The 18,407-nt window shown below is 38.8% G+C and carries 16 protein-coding genes and 2 pseudogenes; 12 read left to right on the top strand and 6 right to left on the bottom strand.

Translation table 11 applies throughout. The annotated features are described in order from the left end of the window. Window positions 1-226 precede the first annotated feature (226 nt). Together mtnK and mtnA are read left to right on the top strand one after the other, a co-directional pair. Window positions 227-1,504, top strand: coding sequence for an S-methyl-5-thioribose kinase (mtnK, locus tag RI196_RS15850; protein WP_311066504.1), 1,278 nt, complete (start codon window positions 227-229; stop codon window positions 1,502-1,504). Beyond that, complete coding sequence (gene mtnA / locus RI196_RS15845; RefSeq protein ID WP_063386758.1) at window positions 1,464-2,525, top strand: S-methyl-5-thioribose-1-phosphate isomerase; 1,062 nt, start codon at window positions 1,464-1,466, stop codon at window positions 2,523-2,525. Before mtnK ends, mtnA begins: the two co-directional genes overlap by 41 nt. 66 nt (window positions 2,526-2,591) lie before the next feature. On the opposite strand, the gene RI196_RS15840 is transcribed toward mtnA, so the two are convergent. Continuing rightward, on the bottom strand, window positions 2,592-3,374 hold the full coding sequence (locus RI196_RS15840; RefSeq protein ID WP_311066503.1) for a carbon-nitrogen family hydrolase: 783 nt from the start codon (window positions 3,372-3,374) through the stop codon (window positions 2,592-2,594). A gap of 87 nt (window positions 3,375-3,461) precedes the next feature. Between RI196_RS15840 and RI196_RS15835 the strand changes: the two genes are divergently transcribed. From RI196_RS15835 to RI196_RS15810, 6 genes are all read left to right on the top strand, one after another. Then, window positions 3,462-4,625 carry a pyridoxal phosphate-dependent aminotransferase gene (locus RI196_RS15835; RefSeq protein ID WP_311066502.1) on the top strand — a complete coding sequence of 388 codons (1,164 nt, stop codon included), beginning with the start codon at window positions 3,462-3,464 and terminating at the stop codon, window positions 4,623-4,625. A gap of 146 nt (window positions 4,626-4,771) precedes the next feature. Then, entirely contained in the window at window positions 4,772-6,316 is a 1,545-nt protein-coding gene (locus RI196_RS15830) for a fumarate hydratase (protein WP_311066501.1), read from the top strand. Window positions 6,317-6,439: 123 nt separating this feature from the next. Beyond that, window positions 6,440-7,237, top strand: a complete 798-nt coding sequence (pdaA, locus tag RI196_RS15825) for a delta-lactam-biosynthetic de-N-acetylase (protein ID WP_311066500.1) — start codon at window positions 6,440-6,442, stop codon at window positions 7,235-7,237. A 59-nt stretch (window positions 7,238-7,296) separates the two neighbouring features. Next, the gene (locus tag RI196_RS15820) at window positions 7,297-8,187 is read left to right on the top strand and encodes a DNA-3-methyladenine glycosylase family protein (RefSeq protein WP_311066499.1); all 891 of its coding nucleotides are present in this window, start codon (window positions 7,297-7,299) and stop codon (window positions 8,185-8,187) included. Continuing rightward, the gene (gene rlmD, locus RI196_RS15815) at window positions 8,184-9,578 is read left to right on the top strand and encodes a 23S rRNA (uracil(1939)-C(5))-methyltransferase RlmD (protein ID WP_094244480.1); all 1,395 of its coding nucleotides are present in this window, start codon (window positions 8,184-8,186) and stop codon (window positions 9,576-9,578) included. Before RI196_RS15820 ends, rlmD begins: the two co-directional genes overlap by 4 nt. A 269-nt stretch (window positions 9,579-9,847) precedes the next feature. Next, entirely contained in the window at window positions 9,848-10,189 is a 342-nt protein-coding gene (locus RI196_RS15810; RefSeq protein WP_311066498.1) for a hypothetical protein, read from the top strand. 446 nt (window positions 10,190-10,635) lie between these two features. Here the strand turns inward: RI196_RS15810 and RI196_RS15805 are convergent. From RI196_RS15805 to RI196_RS15790, 4 genes and pseudogenes are all read right to left on the bottom strand, one after another. Beyond that, window positions 10,636-10,981: pseudogene (locus RI196_RS15805) on the bottom strand (transposase); the annotation flags it as partial. A 146-nt stretch (window positions 10,982-11,127) separates the two neighbouring features. After that, window positions 11,128-11,604: a hypothetical protein gene (locus RI196_RS15800; protein ID WP_066247761.1), complete on the bottom strand. Its 477-nt coding sequence runs from the start codon at window positions 11,602-11,604 to the stop codon at window positions 11,128-11,130. Between the two features lie 327 nt (window positions 11,605-11,931). After that, window positions 11,932-12,849 (bottom strand): SAR2788 family putative toxin, encoded by a 918-nt coding sequence (locus RI196_RS15795; RefSeq protein ID WP_094244484.1) that lies wholly within the window; start codon window positions 12,847-12,849, stop codon window positions 11,932-11,934. 1 nt (window position 12,850) lies between these two features. Then, window positions 12,851-13,135, bottom strand: a complete 285-nt coding sequence (locus RI196_RS15790; protein ID WP_327847653.1) for a S8 family serine peptidase — start codon at window positions 13,133-13,135, stop codon at window positions 12,851-12,853. A 122-nt stretch (window positions 13,136-13,257) separates the two neighbouring features. Between RI196_RS15790 and RI196_RS15785 the strand changes: the two are divergent. The 3 genes and pseudogenes from RI196_RS15785 to RI196_RS15775 all read left to right on the top strand — a co-directional run. After that, window positions 13,258-13,494, top strand: a pseudogene (locus RI196_RS15785) (IS3 family transposase); the annotation flags it as partial. Between the two features lie 345 nt (window positions 13,495-13,839). Then, window positions 13,840-14,241 (top strand): hypothetical protein, encoded by a 402-nt coding sequence (locus RI196_RS15780; RefSeq protein WP_066247764.1) that lies wholly within the window; start codon window positions 13,840-13,842, stop codon window positions 14,239-14,241. 82 nt (window positions 14,242-14,323) lie between these two features. Further along, the gene (locus tag RI196_RS15775) at window positions 14,324-16,318 is read left to right on the top strand and encodes an LPxTATN C-terminal sorting signal domain (protein WP_311066497.1); all 1,995 of its coding nucleotides are present in this window, start codon (window positions 14,324-14,326) and stop codon (window positions 16,316-16,318) included. Between the two features lie 613 nt (window positions 16,319-16,931). On the opposite strand, the gene RI196_RS15770 is transcribed toward RI196_RS15775, so the two are convergent. After that, complete coding sequence (locus RI196_RS15770; protein ID WP_311066496.1) at window positions 16,932-17,810, bottom strand: IS982-like element ISGth1 family transposase; 879 nt, start codon at window positions 17,808-17,810, stop codon at window positions 16,932-16,934. Between the two features lie 150 nt (window positions 17,811-17,960). On the opposite strand from RI196_RS15770, the gene RI196_RS15765 reads away from it, so the two are divergent. Next, the gene (locus tag RI196_RS15765) at window positions 17,961-18,257 is read left to right on the top strand and encodes a WXG100 family type VII secretion target (protein ID WP_066249497.1); all 297 of its coding nucleotides are present in this window, start codon (window positions 17,961-17,963) and stop codon (window positions 18,255-18,257) included. Window positions 18,258-18,407 lie beyond the last annotated feature (150 nt).

Here is an 18,407-nt window from a genome sequence, read left to right as displayed (position 1 = left end):
TATAAGCCGGAAAATCGACTTATTAGACAGCCCCCTCTATTTAATGGATGCGGCGGCTGCTTTGGATCTAGAAATCTGAATCCATTTGGAGCATTTGCCGGAATCGGCTTTTACAAGCAGGTGACGAAGTGGTCTTGTAATAATGTCGTCCCCATATTGTGAATGGATATTATGAAAGACTCTTTTTTCACTTTATGACAAACAAAGATATGAGGAGGGAATTTTTTTGAAGGATTTTACAACATATTTTACGATGACTGAGCAAGATGTCATCGAATATGTACAGAAAAAACTCGATATTTTTGAACAAAACGCAGAATTGGAATGCCGAGAGATTGGCGATGGCAACTTAAATTATGTATTTCGAGTCGTTGATCAAAATAGCGGTCAGTCTGTCATTATTAAACAAGCTGGTCCGGTTGCGCGTATTTCAGACGCCTTTAAAGTTTCACCAGATCGCAATCGGATTGAAAGCGAAGCATTGAAGCTGCAAGGGGAATTAGCGCCTGGATTTGTACCTAAGGTTTATTCGTATGATCCGATTATGAATTGTTGTGTGATGGATGATCTATCTGACCATGAAATTATGAGGACAGCTCTTTTAAAACATAAAAAATTTCCTTTGTTTGCCGACCATATTACAACGTTTCTTGTCAACACCTTATTGCTTACTTCAGATGCCGTTATCGATCATAAAGAGAAGAAAGCATTGGTGCAAAAATTTACAAACCCAGAATTATGTGAAATAACAGAAGATCTCGTGTATACAGAACCTTTTTACGATTGTGAGCAAAATGATGTATTTCCAGAAACGAGAGAATTCATCCGCGAAGAAATTTGGAATGATTCAAAGCTTGCATTGGAAACAGCTAAACTGAAGTTTGATTTTATGACAAAAGCACAGTCCCTCCTCCACGGCGACCTTCATACCGGTTCCATTTTTATAAAGGAAGATTCAACAAAAATAATCGATCCTGAGTTTGCTTTTTATGGACCTGCTGGGTTCGATATTGGGAATGTGATTGCAAACCTTATTTTCGCCTATGTAAATGCAAGCTTTACAATTGAAGATCAAGAAACAAAGGAAGACTACTTGCAATATATTCAACAAACAATCTCAGACGTAATAGAGCTGTTTACAAAAAAATTTTTACATGCTTGGGATGAGAATATAAAAGAAAGAACTGCAAGTGCACCTGGTTTTAAAGAATGGTATTTAAATTCCATCCTTGAGGATGCCTCAGCCGCTGCCGGACTTGAATTATGCAGAAGAATTATTGGGATCGCCCATGTAAAAGACATCACGTCAATTGAAAATAAAGAATCCCGAACTTTGGCTGAAAAAATTTGTTTAACAGCTGGTAAAACCTTTATTCTTGAACGGGCAAACATTCGTACAGGCGACGACTTTGTGAATGTTTTATTACAAAGTGTCCGCAAATTTATTGAAGGAGAAAAGTTTTATGACAGCAGTAAAAGCCATTCAATCCGTACAACTGGATGATGAAAACAATACGGTGATCATACTCGACCAAACGCTATTGCCGAATGAGAAAGTATTTCTGCATCTTTCTACTCCAGAAGAAATATGGGAGGCCATTTACCATCTGAAGGTTAGAGGAGCGCCTGCGATCGGAATTGCTGCTGCATTCGGTGTTTATTTAGGCACGAAGCAATCAAAAGCGTCGACTTATGAACAGCTTTTGGATGATTTTCAAAAAATCAAACAGTATTTGGCTTCATCGCGGCCGACTGCAGTGAATTTATTTTGGGCTTTAGATCGCATGGAGGATAGACTCAAAGTAGAAAAAGACAAAAGCATCGAGGAAATTAAAAACGCACTGAAGGAAGAAGCAGAACATATCCGTAATGAGGATGAACAAGTCTGTTATTCGATTGGCGAGCATGCCCTGTCATTATTAAAACCCGGCTGGGGTCTTCTGACCCATTGCAATGCAGGAACAATTGCGACGGCGAGGTATGGGACTGCGTTAGCTCCCATCTACTTAGGCCAAGAAAGAGGCTACCATTTCAAAGTTTTTGCAGATGAAACAAGACCGCTTCTTCAAGGTGCACGTCTAACTGCATGGGAATTGCAGGAAGCTGGTGTGGATGTAACGTTAATTTGTGACAACATGGCATCCATTGTGATGAAGGAGGGAAAAGTACAAGCGGTTTTAGTCGGGTGTGATCGAGTTGCCGCAAACGGAGATACTGCCAATAAAATTGGAACTTCCGGAGTGGCAATCTTAGCAAAATATTATGGAATCCCGTTTTATGTTTGTGCTCCGCTTTCAACAATCGATTTAGATTGTCCGACAGGGGAACATATACCGATCGAAGTGAGAAAAGCAGAGGAGATCACGACAAAATGGTATGAAAAACCGATGGCGCCGGAAAATGTGCAAACATATAATCCGGCATTCGACGTGACCGATCATGAACTCATTACGGCAATTATTACAGAAAAAGGGATTGCCTATCCACCCTTTACCAAAAGTTTAAAACACATGAAAAGCGTTTAATTGCCTTTTCATACAAAAACCCCTTAAAAGGGAATGCTTTCACATTCTTTTAAGGGGTGTAAAATTTTATTCGAAATATAATTCCGGACGTCTGTCTTGAAAAATAGGAATGGTTTTTCTTACACGGTCAATTTCTTGAAGATCCAGTTGGGCGTAAAAAATTCCTGCATCTGTTTGATCATGAACAAGAAGCTCGCCCCAAGGGGCAATGACCATTGAGTGTCCATTAAATTCATTATTTTGATCCGCTCCGACCCGGTTTACTGCTACAACAAACATTTGATTTTCAATTGCCCGTGCTTGGAGAAGCAATTGCCAATGGTCAATTCGCTTTTTCGGCCATTCGGCAGGAATGAACATAATGTTTGCACCTTTTAATGCATGGGTGCGAATCCATTCCGGAAAACGCAAATCATAACAAATAACACCACCGCAAGTGATGCCGTCCAGCTCAAATATATTTACTTTTTGGCCGGCACTCATAAATTTATGCTCATCCATCAATTTAAACAGATGGGCTTTGTCGTATTCAGCGGTGATATTTCCGAATCGGTCGACAACGTACATGGTATTAAAAAATTGTCCGTTTTTTTTCGTTGCAACTGAACCGCCGACAATATTGACATGATATGTTTTAGCAAGGGATGTCAGCAACTCAATTGTTTTTTCTCCATTTTTGTCTGCAAGCTCATCAAGCTGATCAAGGGCGTATCCTGTATTCCACATTTCAGGCAAAACAATTGTATCCGCTTGATGGCTTGCTGCTTCTATTATATTTTTTTGAGCGATTTCATAGTTTTGGTCCGGTTCGCCTAAAATGATATTCATTTGTATACAAGCAACTTTCATGATTTTCAGCCCCTAGACATTTTTATATAAAGACTATAGAATTTTTATGATAATTTCAACTATTTTTATAAAAAAAGGTGGATTAGAGTGGAGATTTCAGAACGTTTAAAAAAGCTTCCAACACAATTTTTCTCTGCCCTTGTGAAAAAAGTGAATAACGCTGTAGCCGAAGGAAGAGATATTATTAATTTAGGACAAGGAAATCCTGACCAGCCGACTCCCCCGCATATCGTCAAAGCGCTGCAAACCGCAGCAGAAGACCCGAAAACACATAAATATTCACCATTTTCAGGTCTTAGCGAGTTAAAACATGCGGCTAGTGAATATTATAAGAAACAATACGGTGTCGATATAGATCCGGAAAAAGAAGTGGCGATTTTATTCGGTACGAAAACTGGACTTGTTGAATTGCCGATGTGCCTATTAAATGAAGGAGATCTAATGCTATTGCCCGACCCGGGTTATCCAGACTATTTATCAGGCGTTGTTTTAGCCGGGGCTCAATTTAAAACGTTCCCGCTGTTGGCAGAAAATCGTTTTTTACCTGATTACAACGCCATTCCGTTGGAGGATAAAGAAGCGGCAAAATTGGTGTATTTAAACTACCCGAACAATCCGACAGGAGCAACGGCCGATCTTAAGTTTTTTGAGGAAACGGTTACGTTTGCAAAGAAGCATCGAATTTCCGTTGTCCATGATTTTGCGTACGGTGCGATCGGCTTTGACGGCAAAAAACCGACCAGCCTTCTTGAAGCGGAAGGAGCTAAGGACATCGGCATTGAAATGTACACATTGTCGAAAACCTACAATATGGCCGGCTGGCGCGTTGGATTTGCTGTAGGGAACCAGAATATCATTGAAAGTATTAATCTTATTCAAGATCACTTATATTGCAGCCTTTTTCCAGCAATACAATTAGCAGCAGCTGCCGCATTAACAGGCGATCAGTCGTGTGTAGAGGAGCTTGTCTCCCTTTATGAAAAACGGCGAAATACGTTTATCAATGCTATTCGGCAAATTGGCTGGAACGCTCAAGCTCCGAAAGGGTCATTTTTTGCCTGGCTCCCTGTTCCGAAAGGTTTTACTAGCGAAGAGTTTGCCGATTATTTGCTTGAAAAAGCAGATGTCGCCGTTGCGCCAGGAAACGGCTTCGGGCAATATGGAGAAGGATACATACGCGTTGGTTTATTAGTTGATGAGAGCAGGCTTTTAGAAGCGGTTGATAGAATTCGCAAGCTGAACCTTTTTTAACTGCTGCAATGAATGTTGAAACACTCTCCTTATCCCCCTAAAAAATGATCAGCACGTGAATGCCTTTCCAATCAAAATTAAAAGAAGTATAATAAAAATTGTGTTAAGTGGGAGTTTTTTGACTGAATGTAAGGGGGATAAGCGGGATGGAAAAATTATATGAGAGTATGTATCAATTAATTGTGGAAACGTCTACAAAATTGCCGAAGGATGTCCGCCGCGCTATTTTGAAGGCGAAGCAGCGTGAAAATGCTGGTACAAGAGCTGCGATGTCGCTTGCCACGATAACCGAAAATATTAAAATGGCAGATGAAAATGTATCGCCGATCTGCCAAGATACCGGATTGCCGACATTTAAAATTAAAGTGCCAGTCGGTATCAATCAAATTCAAATAAAGGAAACAATAAAAAAAGCGATCGCTCAAGCGACGAAGGACGGGAAGCTTCGCCCGAACTCGGTCGATTCGCTCACTGGAGAAAATTCCGGCGATAACTTGGGCGAAGGGCTTCCAGTCGTAAAATTTGAACAATGGGAAAAAGATTATATCGATGTTCGCTTAATATTAAAAGGCGGCGGCTGCGAAAACAAAAATATTCAATACAGCCTGCCGTGCGAACTAGAAGGATTGGGAAGAGCCGGGAGAGATTTGGATGGAATCCGCAAATGTATTTTGCATGCGGTATATCAAGCACAAGGCCAAGGATGCAGCGCAGGATTCATTGGAGTTGGAATCGGTGGAGACCGTTCATCGGGGTACGATTTAGCGAAAGAACAATTATTCCGCGAAGTCGATGACGTAAATCCGAACGAAGAATTGCGGCAATTGGAAGAATATATTATGGAAAATGCGAACAAGCTTGGCATCGGAACGATGGGATTTGGCGGGGAAACCACTTTATTAGGCTGCAAAGTCGGCGCAATGCACAGAATCCCTGCAAGCTTTTTTGTTTCTGTCGCATACAACTGCTGGGCATTCCGCCGTTTAGGTGTGCATATCGATCCAAATACGGGTGAAATCATAAAATGGCTTTATCAAGATGGAGAAGATGTTGATTTTCAAGAAAATGCTGCACAAGAAGAACATTTAGCATCAACGGACTCTGAAAGACGTGTCATCACGCTGCAAGCGCCAATTACAGAAGAACAAATCCGCGAGCTGAAAGTCGGCGACGTTGTTCGCATCAACGGAATCATTTACACAGGAAGGGATGCCATCCATAAATATTTAATGGATCATGATGCGCCGGTTGATTTAAACGGTCAAATTATTTACCACTGCGGACCTGTCATGTTAAAAGATGAAAACGGCAATTGGGAAGTGAAAGCGGCTGGGCCGACCACTTCCATTCGCGAAGAGCCTTATCAAGGGGATATTATGAAAAAATTTGGCATCCGTGCGGTAATGGGCAAAGGCGGCATGGGGCAAAAAACGCTGCAAGCTTTAAAAGAGCATGGCGGAGTATACTTGAATGCGATTGGCGGTGCTGCTCAATATTATGCGGATTGCATCGAAGCGGTTGAAGGTGTTGACTTGCTGGAGTTTGGAATTCCAGAAGCTATGTGGCATTTGCGCGTAAAAGACTTCACGGCCGTTGTCACAATGGATTCACACGGCAACAGCCTGCATGAAGACATTGAAAAATCGTCATTAGAAAAGCTTTCTCAATTTAAAGAGCCGGTATTTAGCTAAATATTAAACTCAATGCCATAGCCAGATGATTGGCTATGGTATTTTTTTGAAATCAAGATGGAGCATAATTCCTAAAAACGGATAAAGACTAATAGTAAAAATAATGGAAAGGAGATTCACAGCTTGAATTATTTCCGGATTTTATATTGCTCTGTCTTGTTATTTTTTTCTTTTTTTAGCTGCGCCTCTGCTGCTGTCAGCAATCACCCGATTCATTGGGGTTTTCAAAAAAACAACAATCATCAGCCTCCTGATGCCGGGAAAGAATGGAGTGAACTTTTAAATAAATATGGAGCGTTTTATTTAGGAGATCCCAGCAAAAAAGAGATTTATTTAACGTTTGATAATGGCTATGAAAACGGCTATACATCGAAAATTTTGGACGTACTGAAAAAGCACGATGTACATGCGACGTTTTTTGTAACAGGCCATTATTTAAAAACAGCCCCTGATCTTGTAAAGAGAATGGTGAAGGAAGGGCATATTGTCGGCAATCATTCATGGAGTCACCCAGATATGACGACAATCAGTGCTGATAAAATAAAGAAGGAGCTTGATGCCGTCAGCGACAAAGTAAAGGAGCTTACAGGCCAAGATGGAACAGTATATGTGAGACCGCCAAGGGGCATTTTTAGCGAACGCACACTTGCATTGTCCGAAAAATACGGTTATCGCAATATTTTTTGGTCGCTTGCATTTGTCGACTGGAAGGTGAATGAACAAAAAGGCTGGCGATATGCATACGACAACATTATCAATCAAATTCATCCGGGCGCGATCATTTTGTTGCACACCGTATCAAAAGACAACGCTGATGCGCTTGATGAAGCGATTAAAACTTTAAAACAGCAAGGCTATACTTTTAAAAGCTTAGACGAACTAGTGATGGAGAAAATGTTTGAAAGTCCATTTCTTTATTAATAGAAGCGGATTATGTGATATAATAGCTCCGAAAAAATACGATAAAGGTCGGTAAAAACATGTGGAATGTGACGATAAAAGCGGCGCCGCCGTATGACTTCGACCGCGTGTTAGAGCGCCTTTCACTTGATCCGTTGAACAAGGTGGACGTGCACAAGCGAACCGTCCTTGTTCCTCTTTATAGTGAAAAAGAAGAACCTTTTGTTGCCGCTGTAAAAGCAATCGGATCGAAGGAAAACCCAGTATTTGAAATATCAGGGGAACAGGATGAACAAAAAGAACGAGCCATCCATGAGCTGACACGCATATTTCAATGGAAGAATTCGCTTAAAACCATTCAAGATCATTTCCTGCAAACCAACCTTGCTCCGCTTTTTCAAGAGCATGAAGGGACGCCGCTCGTGTTAGATTTTCATCCGTATGCTTGTTTAATGAAATGCATTATTCATCAGCAATTAAATTTATCATTTGCCTATCAGTTGACGACCGCTTTTGTGCAAACTTTTGGGTTTAAAGTAGATAATGTATGGTTTTATCCCAAACCGGAAACAGTATCCAAATTGAACTATGAAGATTTGCGGGCGCTGAAATTCAGCATGAGAAAAGCGGAATATGTTATTGATACCTCCAGACTGATTGCAGAAGGAGCACTGCCGATTCAGGCCTTCCATGAATGGAGCGATGATGATATTATGAAAAAATTGGTTCAAGTGCGCGGCATCGGCCCGTGGACGGTGCAAAATTTTCTTTTATTTGGGCTGGGCAGGCCGAATCTGTTTCCTGCTGCTGATATCGGCTTGCAAAATGCGATCAAGCATTATTTTCAACTGGAAAAGAAACCGACAAAAGAAGAAATGGAAAACTACAGCCGCGAGTGGGCTCCTTATTTAAGCTATGCAGCTTTTTATTTATGGCGAAGCATCGAAAAGAGACGGGGAGAAGCGAAATGAAGATAAAAAATAGACCGACATCTGTGACGATTCAAAAGGGACAGCAATTTCCGCTGACAATTAAGCGGCTTGGCATTAACGGAGAAGGTGTCGGGTATTTTAAGAAACAAGTCGTCTTTGTCCCGGGAGCTTTGCCCGGGGAAGAAGTGGTCGTTCAAGCAGAGAATATTCAACCAAATTATGCAGAAGCCGTTATTAAAAAAATACGGAAAAAATCCCCTCATCGTGTGAAACCGCCCTGCATCTATTATGACCGATGCGGAGGCTGCCAATTGCAGCATTTGCAATATGAACAGCAGCTTGCTGCCAAACGGGACATTGTCATTCAAGCGCTTGAGCGGCATACGAACCTAGAGGTTGACACCCTCGACATCCGTCCGACAATCGGTATGGACGACCCTTGGCATTACCGCAATAAAAGTCAATTTCAGCTCGGAAATGAAAAACAGCAAGTGATAGCAGGCCTGTATGGTGCGAATTCACACAAGCTTGTTCCAATTCACTCTTGCATGGTCCAGCACCCGCTGACAGATAAAATTACCCAAACGGTAAAACAAGTACTGGAGGATTTTCACATTCCGATTTACCATGAGCGAAAACGGACGGGCATCGTTCGCACAATCGTTGTACGCGCCGGCGTTCAGACGAACCATGTGCAAGTCGTCCTCATTACAAAAGCGGAAGAATTGCCGCGAAAAGAACTGATTGCAGCGGAGATCATGAAGCGCGCGCCGGAAGTAAAATCAGTCATGCAAAATATAAATGGAAGCAAAACATCGCTGATTTTCGGCGACAAAACGGTTTTGTTAAAAGGTGAAGAAGTCATCCAAGAAACATTGGGCGACCTTTCCTTTGAACTATCCGCCCGCGCTTTTTTCCAGCTTAACCCGGTGCAAACGGTCAAACTTTATGACGAAGTCAAAAAAGCAGCAGGTTTAACAGGAAGCGAAAAAATCGTAGATGCCTATTGCGGCGTCGGCACGATCGGCTTGTGGCTGGCAAAGGATGCAGCAGAAATCAGAGGAATGGATGTCATTGAAGAATCCATCCGTGACGCGAAAAAAAACGCCGAAAAACACGGGATCAAAAATGCAACATATGTCACAGGCAAAGCAGAAACATGGATGCCAAAATGGGCAAAAGAAGGCTGGCGCCCAGATGTTGTCGTCGTCGACCCTCCCCGCACCGGCTGCGACCGAGCGTTTCTCAAAACAATCAAAAAAGTGAAGCCAAAACGATTCGTTTACGTCTCATGCAATCCGTCCACCCTGGCAAAAGACATTCAATTTCTTTCCAGCTTGTACAAAGTCGAATACATCCAGCCCGTCGACATGTTCCCGCACACGGCGCATGTGGAGTGTGTTTCACGGCTAGTGTTAAAAAATGATTGAGCGTGTTTAAACTTTTACACACTAAATCGGCGTAAGCTTGTGGTAAATTTTAACATTTTGGTTGTTATCTACTTCTATCCGTTCAATAAAAGGGAGAAAGAAAGTGTCTGCTGAAAATCAAGTAATTGTATCAAACTCCCACCCTGCCATTATCTTAGAGAAGATTTTGAAGCTGTACAAGCACAAATGAAAATTAGAAAGAGGACATAACTGCTCCTAAAAAGCATTTATTTACTAATATTGCTTTTTGTGCAGACTGTGGAACAGGCATGTGGTACAGACAAAATCGAAAGGGATATATATGTGGGGGATACGGTAGGCATGGAAGCAAAAAATGTAGTCACCATGCTATTAAAGAAAGTGGCCTTAAATCAATTATCCTTTCTGATCTAAAAAAATACGCAAGGGAAATCAGTAAAGAAGGTTTAATAAAGAAACTAGAACAACAAACGGTGAGAGCCGAGAAAACGACGAACAAAAAGCTAGCTAGCATTGAAAGGGAAATGAAACGGCTAGTTGAAAGAAAAAGTAAATTTCTCAACCTGTTAGCAAATGAAATCATTACTAAAGCTGATTTCAACGGGCTATTGAAGAAATCAATAGAGAATTGAAAAGACTGTCTGCTCAAAAGACTGAATTACAACACTCATTGGAAAGTAAAAATATCCATGAGGAAATTGCTAAGCTAAAAGCCGAGTTAGACAAATACCTTTTGTTCAATGATTTAACAGAGGAAATGCTACACCGATTTGTTAGAAGAATTGAAATAAAAGCAGATGGAACACCGAAAATCTTTTACAGATTTTCGGCTCTTTCTGCTTAATTTTTCCTCAAAACTATCTGCGACACACATTCAACATGGCTCGAGTTGATAGAATTGATGTCTGCCTAATTTGCCTGTTTGGGAAACATGTCCATGGACCTTTTATTACTATAGAATGTCATTACAATATAATTTACAAAACCAACCATCATCATGAGCAAGATAAACAAAATTATTATTTATTCGATTAAAAAATGGTGTTATTAAGGATTTCCCAAAATGAGGCAAATATAAAATTTCAGTCATTGTGATGTCTTTTTGAAACAAAAGAATGACGGTTGCTCCAAGCGTATCGTTTGAGCACTTATATGGAGCCACGGTTGTTGTTTAAACTCGCCATTAGATCACGTGTCGGATATTTAGGTCACCAAAATCGGTGTGTAACTTACGAGAATAAGAACCATTGCGCGAATTACCTGAGTTAAAGCCGATACGATCGTACTTTTCGAAGTCTAAAAAGAATGTTAGTTCTGTCGCAAGTAACGTATTCACTGCCGTTTCTAAATGCGTACGGAAAACCTCGGTGATATCTTGTTTTTTTGACTAGTGCATCGACAAGCTCTGTTGTAAACTGATTCATAGGGAGATCTCTTTTCTGTGAATTTTTTGCGATAACCCAATTCTATCAAGAAAAGGTCTTCCTTTTTTATCATTCTATTCATTTACACAAAATATTTCATACTCCCAAAAACTTTTTTAAATCATACTCCCTTTAAATATTGTAAGTTAATATTTGTTTTTTAGTTCTTTATAGGCTTTTAATTGTTGCTCCATCATTTCAACAGAATCGTGTTGAATGGCATTTGGATCCTTCTGAAGAAGTCCTTTAAAGTAGCGTTCATATTCTTTAAAGAAAGCTGTAAGAAAATCTTCAAACTCACCTTGAAAGGCGATTTCTGTTGTATTGTCGTATTCACTGTAGGCTTTAATAATAAGCAATTTACCAGTTTTGTTTAAAGTATATTCCATTGCATTTTCATAGGTTTCAAATCCATTAGAAAAAGATGTATGGTTTTCTTTTAATTCCAAAAGAATTTTCCCCATACCTAAAAGCAAGGCGTCATGGAAAGTGGAATTACAAAGTTCTTTTTTTTCCCCATTTTGCTGCACAAAAATAGATAAACGACAGGCTAAATAGTCATCTATATTAAAAGGTTGTCCAATCATTTCATCATATAATTCAACAAAAAAAGATATTTTCATTATAATAACTCCCTCTTTAAATGTTGAGATATCAACGGTTTAACCCGTTTATACCTTATTAAAAAAATATTTTTACTGATATATATTTTAGTATTTTACATTACTTTATTGATTTACAGTTTGAGGATACGCTTCTGCTTGGCAATATCGCTGCCAATTACTAACGTGTTTTCAAGAACTTGATTAATTTTATGGTTTGTACTAAAATTCATATGATAGAGTCCTCTGTATGATGATGGGTCAATGAGCGTTGACACTCATGCATCATACTAGAGGGCTTTTATTTTTTCAAGACCCCGAAAATCCTTCTAACAGGATTGCTCCTTATTATTTAACTTTTATCACACTTTTTCCGGACAACGGGTACGCAGTGACAATCATACCATCTTTATCAACAATGACTTTCATTTTATTTATACCATACTTATTTAGGTTATATTCATAAGATTTATAACCATTAGCTGCTTGACCTTTATAAGTACCTTTTTGTAAAGATTCCATAATAATATTTTTAATTTGAGATTCAGATAAGTTTTTGGGGAATAATGTATCGCCCTTTTTAGCACCTTTGCCCAAAATATGTCCATTCTTTATATGTTTCCATCCTTTGCTAGCATTACCTTCAAATAGAACGCCTCGACTATTGTGCTTTAGAATTTTCCCCATGTTACTGGCAACTTTAATAGATTTTTTCGCGAGACCTTTAATTGCTAAACGAACAACTTGAGAACCTATAATATATGCAACATAAGGAACCGCTGAGGCAGATACAACTGAAGAATCATAAATTGTGATTTCACCAGTTTCTTTATCAATAAACTCTATAATAAAATTTTCATCATCTATAACATTAATATTTAAATCATACTCTTTTTCAATTAAATCCCCATTTTCTTCATATGTAATGTTATACTGGGCAGTATTCTCTTCAGGTTGTATTTCTAAAGTAGTATCCACATCATAGTTATATGTTGAAACTTTACTTTCTATAATAATCCTATCATTCTGAACATTTAAGTTAGAAACTTCTAGTTCAGTATCCTCAGCAGTATTAAACTCTTCTTCAAGTTCTTGGACAATTTCTTCTGTTTCGTCTGCTGCATAGTTAAAAACTTCTTGAATGTTACTTTCTACAGATACAGGAACTTCATTTTCAGAGGTAGCAGCATATACATTACTTGCAGTTGGTCCAATACTTAAAAAACTTAAAGTAAAACATAATGAGATAATCAATAGTTTTTTCATTCTAATCCCCTTTTTTTAATGTTAATAATCCATTTCCGTATTCTGATTGTTTGCCCAAAGGTTTTGCGTAGTCTTTTAAATGCTTGAAATAAGAAGTTCGATCTATTTTTTGCTCGCTTAAGAGTTGTGCAATAATTCCCGTTGCATAAGCTGTTGCATATGATGTTCCATCAAGACTTTTATCTCTCATTTTATTAATTTTTACAGCTTGTACGTTTATACCAGGAGTAACATAGTCAACTTTATTTTTTGCAGCCGTTGGATCTCGTTTTAAGTTTTTGTCAATCCCGAAAATTTACCTTTAAAAATAATTAGGACAACGTCGTAATTATTTTTAAAAGGCCACCAAGCGATAGCGCGGTAGCTGCGAAAAAAATTTATAAATTTTTGTGTCTACTTTATTGACCTAATATCAATCGGTCGTTAAGCATGAAGGGTTGTCCCTATGACAACGCAGTAGCTGAAGCAACCTTTAAAATTATCAAAACAGAATTTGTTAAAGGTAAATATTTTGAAAATTTAGACCGATTAAAACTGGAATTAGATGATTATGTTCATTGGTTTCATCATGTTAGAATACATGGAACACTTGGGTATTTAAGCCCGGTGGAGTACAAAGAGAAACACCTCAAAAAAATTGTCTAGTTTAGTGTTGACATACCAATACAAAAAAAGTTGACAATTATACATGTAAATGGTAAAACTATACTTGATAGGCAAACATTTTATTTACTACATCAAGATGCCGCTCATTAAGCAGGGCATTTTTTTTCGCGCACCATTGATAATGATTATCATTATTGAAACACAATCATAATCAATGGTGTTTTTTTACGTCATATATTGAGAATGATTATCGTTACCATTAAATGCCCTGGCATATAAAAACATAAAGGAGGGAGGAGTAAGTAAACGCAATTGATTTAATAAGTAATGGCAGGGTTTATGAGAATGGATGTAATACCAAGAAATGAAGGAGAATGGTAGAGAATGATTCAAACTAATCTAAGCTATAAAAGAACTGTTGCGATGTTCATAAGTGTATTATTGCTATCCATAGCGATTGCTGTATCTGTATCTGCCGCAACATTAAATTATCAGTTTTTAGATTCTAATGGGAATTATTCTAGTCACGCGAGTTCGTTTATTGTTGGTGATGCCGTTATCGATGGTAATTCTGCAACTATTACATTGAAGGATGCTAGTTATATTGGTGATTTATTAGTATGGGATGGCAGTGATTATGTTTCCGCCAATCGGACAGTTGATGCGGATGGAAATGTTCAATTTACTTTTGACGTCTATGATTTCGATGTAAATTTAGCTGTTCAATTATATGTAAACGCTGGTCCGCATAGTGGATATATTCCTCTATTTATTCAATGGCTTTGATATTTTCAGAATATTTGGAGAGTGGCGGGGTTTTTCCATTCACTCTCCATTGGAAAAATTTTGTGATTAGGGAGAGATCAGCTTGAAGAGGAAAAGTAGGTTATTATGGATAGGTATTGCAATATTCCTGTTGACTTTATCACCTATCCTTCCAATATTTCATAATGTTCATGCGGAAGGGGCAGGATTAGTAAATGGAACATATGAAGGAGTTGATTATCGTTATTTAAAAGATGGAACTGCGGAAACATCAGCAGCTCATGGTTATTTGTATGTTGCTAATTCAGGAAGATTGATTATAGAAGATGATACGATAATATTTGAGCATGAAATTACAGCAGTAAACAAAGATTATTTACCTTATATTGGTTATCGACTGCCAGGTAAGCCAAAGGCTGTTATTTCAGGTGATAACATATCTGGTATGGATGGGTATCAGCAAGTTCAGCCAGAACGAAAAGATAATGGGAATTATGTGATTCGTTATAAAATGGAGGATGTAACAAAAGCTTTAGATATTTTAATGCATGTGCATATGGAAAATGTCCCTGGTATGCCTGGTGGCATATATGATAATTGGTACAATGTTCAATTACAATTAGATACAAGTACTCTACCGATTGATGTTGAAACGGATAAATCTGAATTGGAAAAAGTGCTTGAGGAGGCAAGACACCTCTTTAATACAGTGCATCCTAGAGGGACTTTGATTCCATATGTTTATTCTGAAGGAGAACATGGCTATGCTGTCCCCGAAATTCAAAGAAGGCTTGCCAACGCTGAAAACGTTTATAATAATCCAAATGCTACACAAACAGAGGTTGATGCAGCAATAGAAAGTCTAAAATTTGCAATGGATTCTGTAAAGAGGGATCAATTCTTTAAGATAGAGCCTTTAAGATTTAGAGTTTTAAACTCTATTGGTGATGATGCAGAACTGTCCGAGCATGCAGGTGATTTCGGCGAAGAAACAACAGCAGTATTAAAGCAATTTGGAACATATCAAACTGTTGCTAATATTCCTGTTCATTTACCAAAAGAAACTTTACAAATTTATAAAGCCGCAGATACTGCAAATGGCGGTTTTTCAAGTGCTATGTCTAAAGTGTATTTTGTAGAAGCGAAAAATGATACTAATATTTATCAAATAAACATTAGGCACAAGGATGCTGGAGACGATGTTTGGAAAGGCATTTCTTATGTGAAATATAATACGGATGGTGTGGAAAAAGAAGTATATTTAAACTTTAATGTCAATATCCAAGAAGACTTAAAAGATTTCGTTGAACTTGCAAAGAAAATCGATCCAAGTAAATTGGAAGCTGATGGGGAGCATGTGAATACTTTTCAAACGTCACTTAATGAAGCTGAGAAGGTTAGTAACAAATTAGCCGCAACAAGAGTGGAAATTTTATCTGCTACGCAAGCATTGAAAGAAGCAGTAACAAATATTCTAAAAACGAAACACTATGATGCAGGCACATATGTTCTCAGTTTAGCAGATTTTGGAGCGGATTTTGCGAATTTTGTTGAAAAAAGCCATTTAATTGTTGATGAAAATGGTCAATTAAGCTTACAAATCATTCCGAAAGCTAATGTCGAAGTTAGCTTACAAAATCAAGAAACGGGTGAGGAAATAGCAGCTGATTCTTCACATATTTTTAAAGATATTGATCCATCCATACCGTATACTATAGAGATTTCAAATAATGGGGAAACTGCTGCTTACTCTGTATATTTTGCGCTTATTACAGCCGAATTGTTAGCAGAGCCTGAACAGCCGGGAGGAAATCCTGAGCAACCAGCAGAGCCTGAACAGCCGGGAGAAAATCCTGAGCAACCAGCAGAACCTGAACAGCCGGGAGAAGATCCTGAGCAACCAGCAGAACCTGAACAGCCGGAAGAAAAAATCGGACAACCAACAAAATCTGAACAGTTAGCAGAAGAAAAGAAGGAACTAGAAGGTAAAAAATTGCCAAATACAGCTACCAATCAATTTAATTTCCTACTGATTGGCATTATTTTACTTGGAATGGGGAGTATATGTTTTGCTGTTGTAAGAAAAAAATATAACTAAAAAGAGAATGCCAAGTGAAGATCCAAAAAATTGATAGCCTTGCCTTGCAATGGTCTAGTCCAAAAAAAGTAGAAATGAAGAAAAATCCCGGAAGTAATTGTCTTATTTAGAGGTAATTGCTTCCTTTTTTCTTGCCAATATAGGCAAGGGTATTAGATGTTATACGGGATTAACTGTTGTAAGCATACTTTTCCGCGTTTGCATCAAAGAACAGGTCCTTAGGGTTATCAAAATTTCAAAAAAAGACAGCATTTTTAACTACAATCGGCATCCTCCTAACAAAAAATCCTCAATTATGAAAGCGCAATATAAACAATTTCCATTACCTAGATTTTTTTACAAAAAATAAGTTATATGCACCATAAAATGTAACATAAAAACCACAAATAACCAATTTTAGAATTCCGAATTACTGGTTAAATGGAATTGTATGCCATCAATTGTTTTTAGAAAAAATCATAGGTTCGAGATAATTTTGGGCAAAAAGTACTGTGTGAAATTTGACATCTTTCATCGGGCGTTTGACTGTTTTTCCAACTATTGATAAATACATTTATAGGAAAATATTTATTAAGCATTCGATATTATTTAAACCCGTGGTGCTAGTTGAGTCTTAACGCTCAACTAGCCCAAGAACAACAAGGGAGTAAGCCAGTAAAATACCATCCAGTGCCGTTTCAAATCCAGAAACCGAGTTCGCTCGAATCTCGGTGATCCGATACGAATCGACTAAAATCGAAAACACGGTTTCAATCACTTTGCGTTTTCGTTTCATCCACTGTTTCCATGCGTCGGATTGGAGAATTCGCTGATTTTTTCGAACGGGCGTCCAAAAAGCGACTCGATGCTCTTCGTACAGCTTCTTTTGCAGTTTTTGGCTGATGTACCCTTTGTCACCTAGGTTATATGGATGTGGAATTTGCGTCATGACGGTTTCAGCGGCCACCCGATCGTGACAAGACGCTTCAGTGACGACATATCCCATCGGAAGCCCTTGGTCGGTGACCTGCAGATGAAGTTTCAACCCATAGAAAGCGATCTTTTTCGAAGCACAATAGCCAATATCCGCAATTCCACGAAACCGTTTGGCGCGATACATTCGGGATGAATGACACAGCTCGATCGGCAAACTGTCCACGACCGCATACGCATGGTGTTGTCCACGCTTGGCCAGCTGGTGCCGCATCCACTTGATCGCAAAGCCAAGCGCTCGGCAGCGACGGTTGTATCGAGAACGTTCAGGGAACAAGTCCTTGGAAAACAAATTCCCGATCACAAACCGGTGCCAAGCCCGTTCGGAAGTGAAGCCTAACAACTTTCCAAGGACATGGACGGCGATGATGACCTCGTCCTTCTGTTTCAACAAATGAAGATTTCGACGTTGAAGATGAATCTGGATACTCGATAGTTGAGCTGATACAAAACACAAAATCGATACATATTGTTTTTGAAGTTTGGCTCGATCTGTTGTAAAATGAAAGTGCTCTTGCATGTGAATTCTCCTTTTAAATGTTTGGTCGCACTTTCATTTTAAGGAGATCCTCATGCAAGGGCTATTTTTATGCTTGTCTGATTTTATCTAGCACCACGGGTTATTTAAAGAAACGAATGCCACAAAACTATTTTGAAGGAGATGGATATTTTGGCAGGACAAATTCGAATGACCCCAGAGGAGCTAAAAGCGAAGGCTCAGCGTTATGGGCAAGCTGGTTTGCAAATTGAGCAAATTTTAAGAGATTTAACAAATTTACAAAATGAACTTCGTGCTGAGTGGGAAGGCCGTGCTTTCCAAGGATTTGATGATCAATTTAATCAACTAAAACCGAAGGTGCAAAACTTTGCCCAGCTTATGCATGATATTAATACGCAATTGAATAGAACAGCGGAAGCAGTAGCTCAACATGATGAGCAGCTATCACGCAATTTTGGGCTTCAATAATCAATCCGCGTTGACTTCATGTCTAATACCAGGCTTAGATGGTTGGACGACTTCCGTGTTGTCAAAAAAGCCACGCGACGATGTTGTGTGGCTTTTTTCTTAATACATAAATATTTTCGGAATGGATGTGCAAGGAAAAATGAGGCGTTG

The sequence above is a fragment of the Aeribacillus composti genome (assembly GCF_031760945.1).
GTDB lineage: Bacteria > Bacillota > Bacilli > Bacillales > Aeribacillaceae > Aeribacillus > Aeribacillus composti.
The sequence above is the reverse complement of the archived record's forward strand: the minus strand, read 5'-3'. Positions and strand labels throughout refer to the sequence as shown.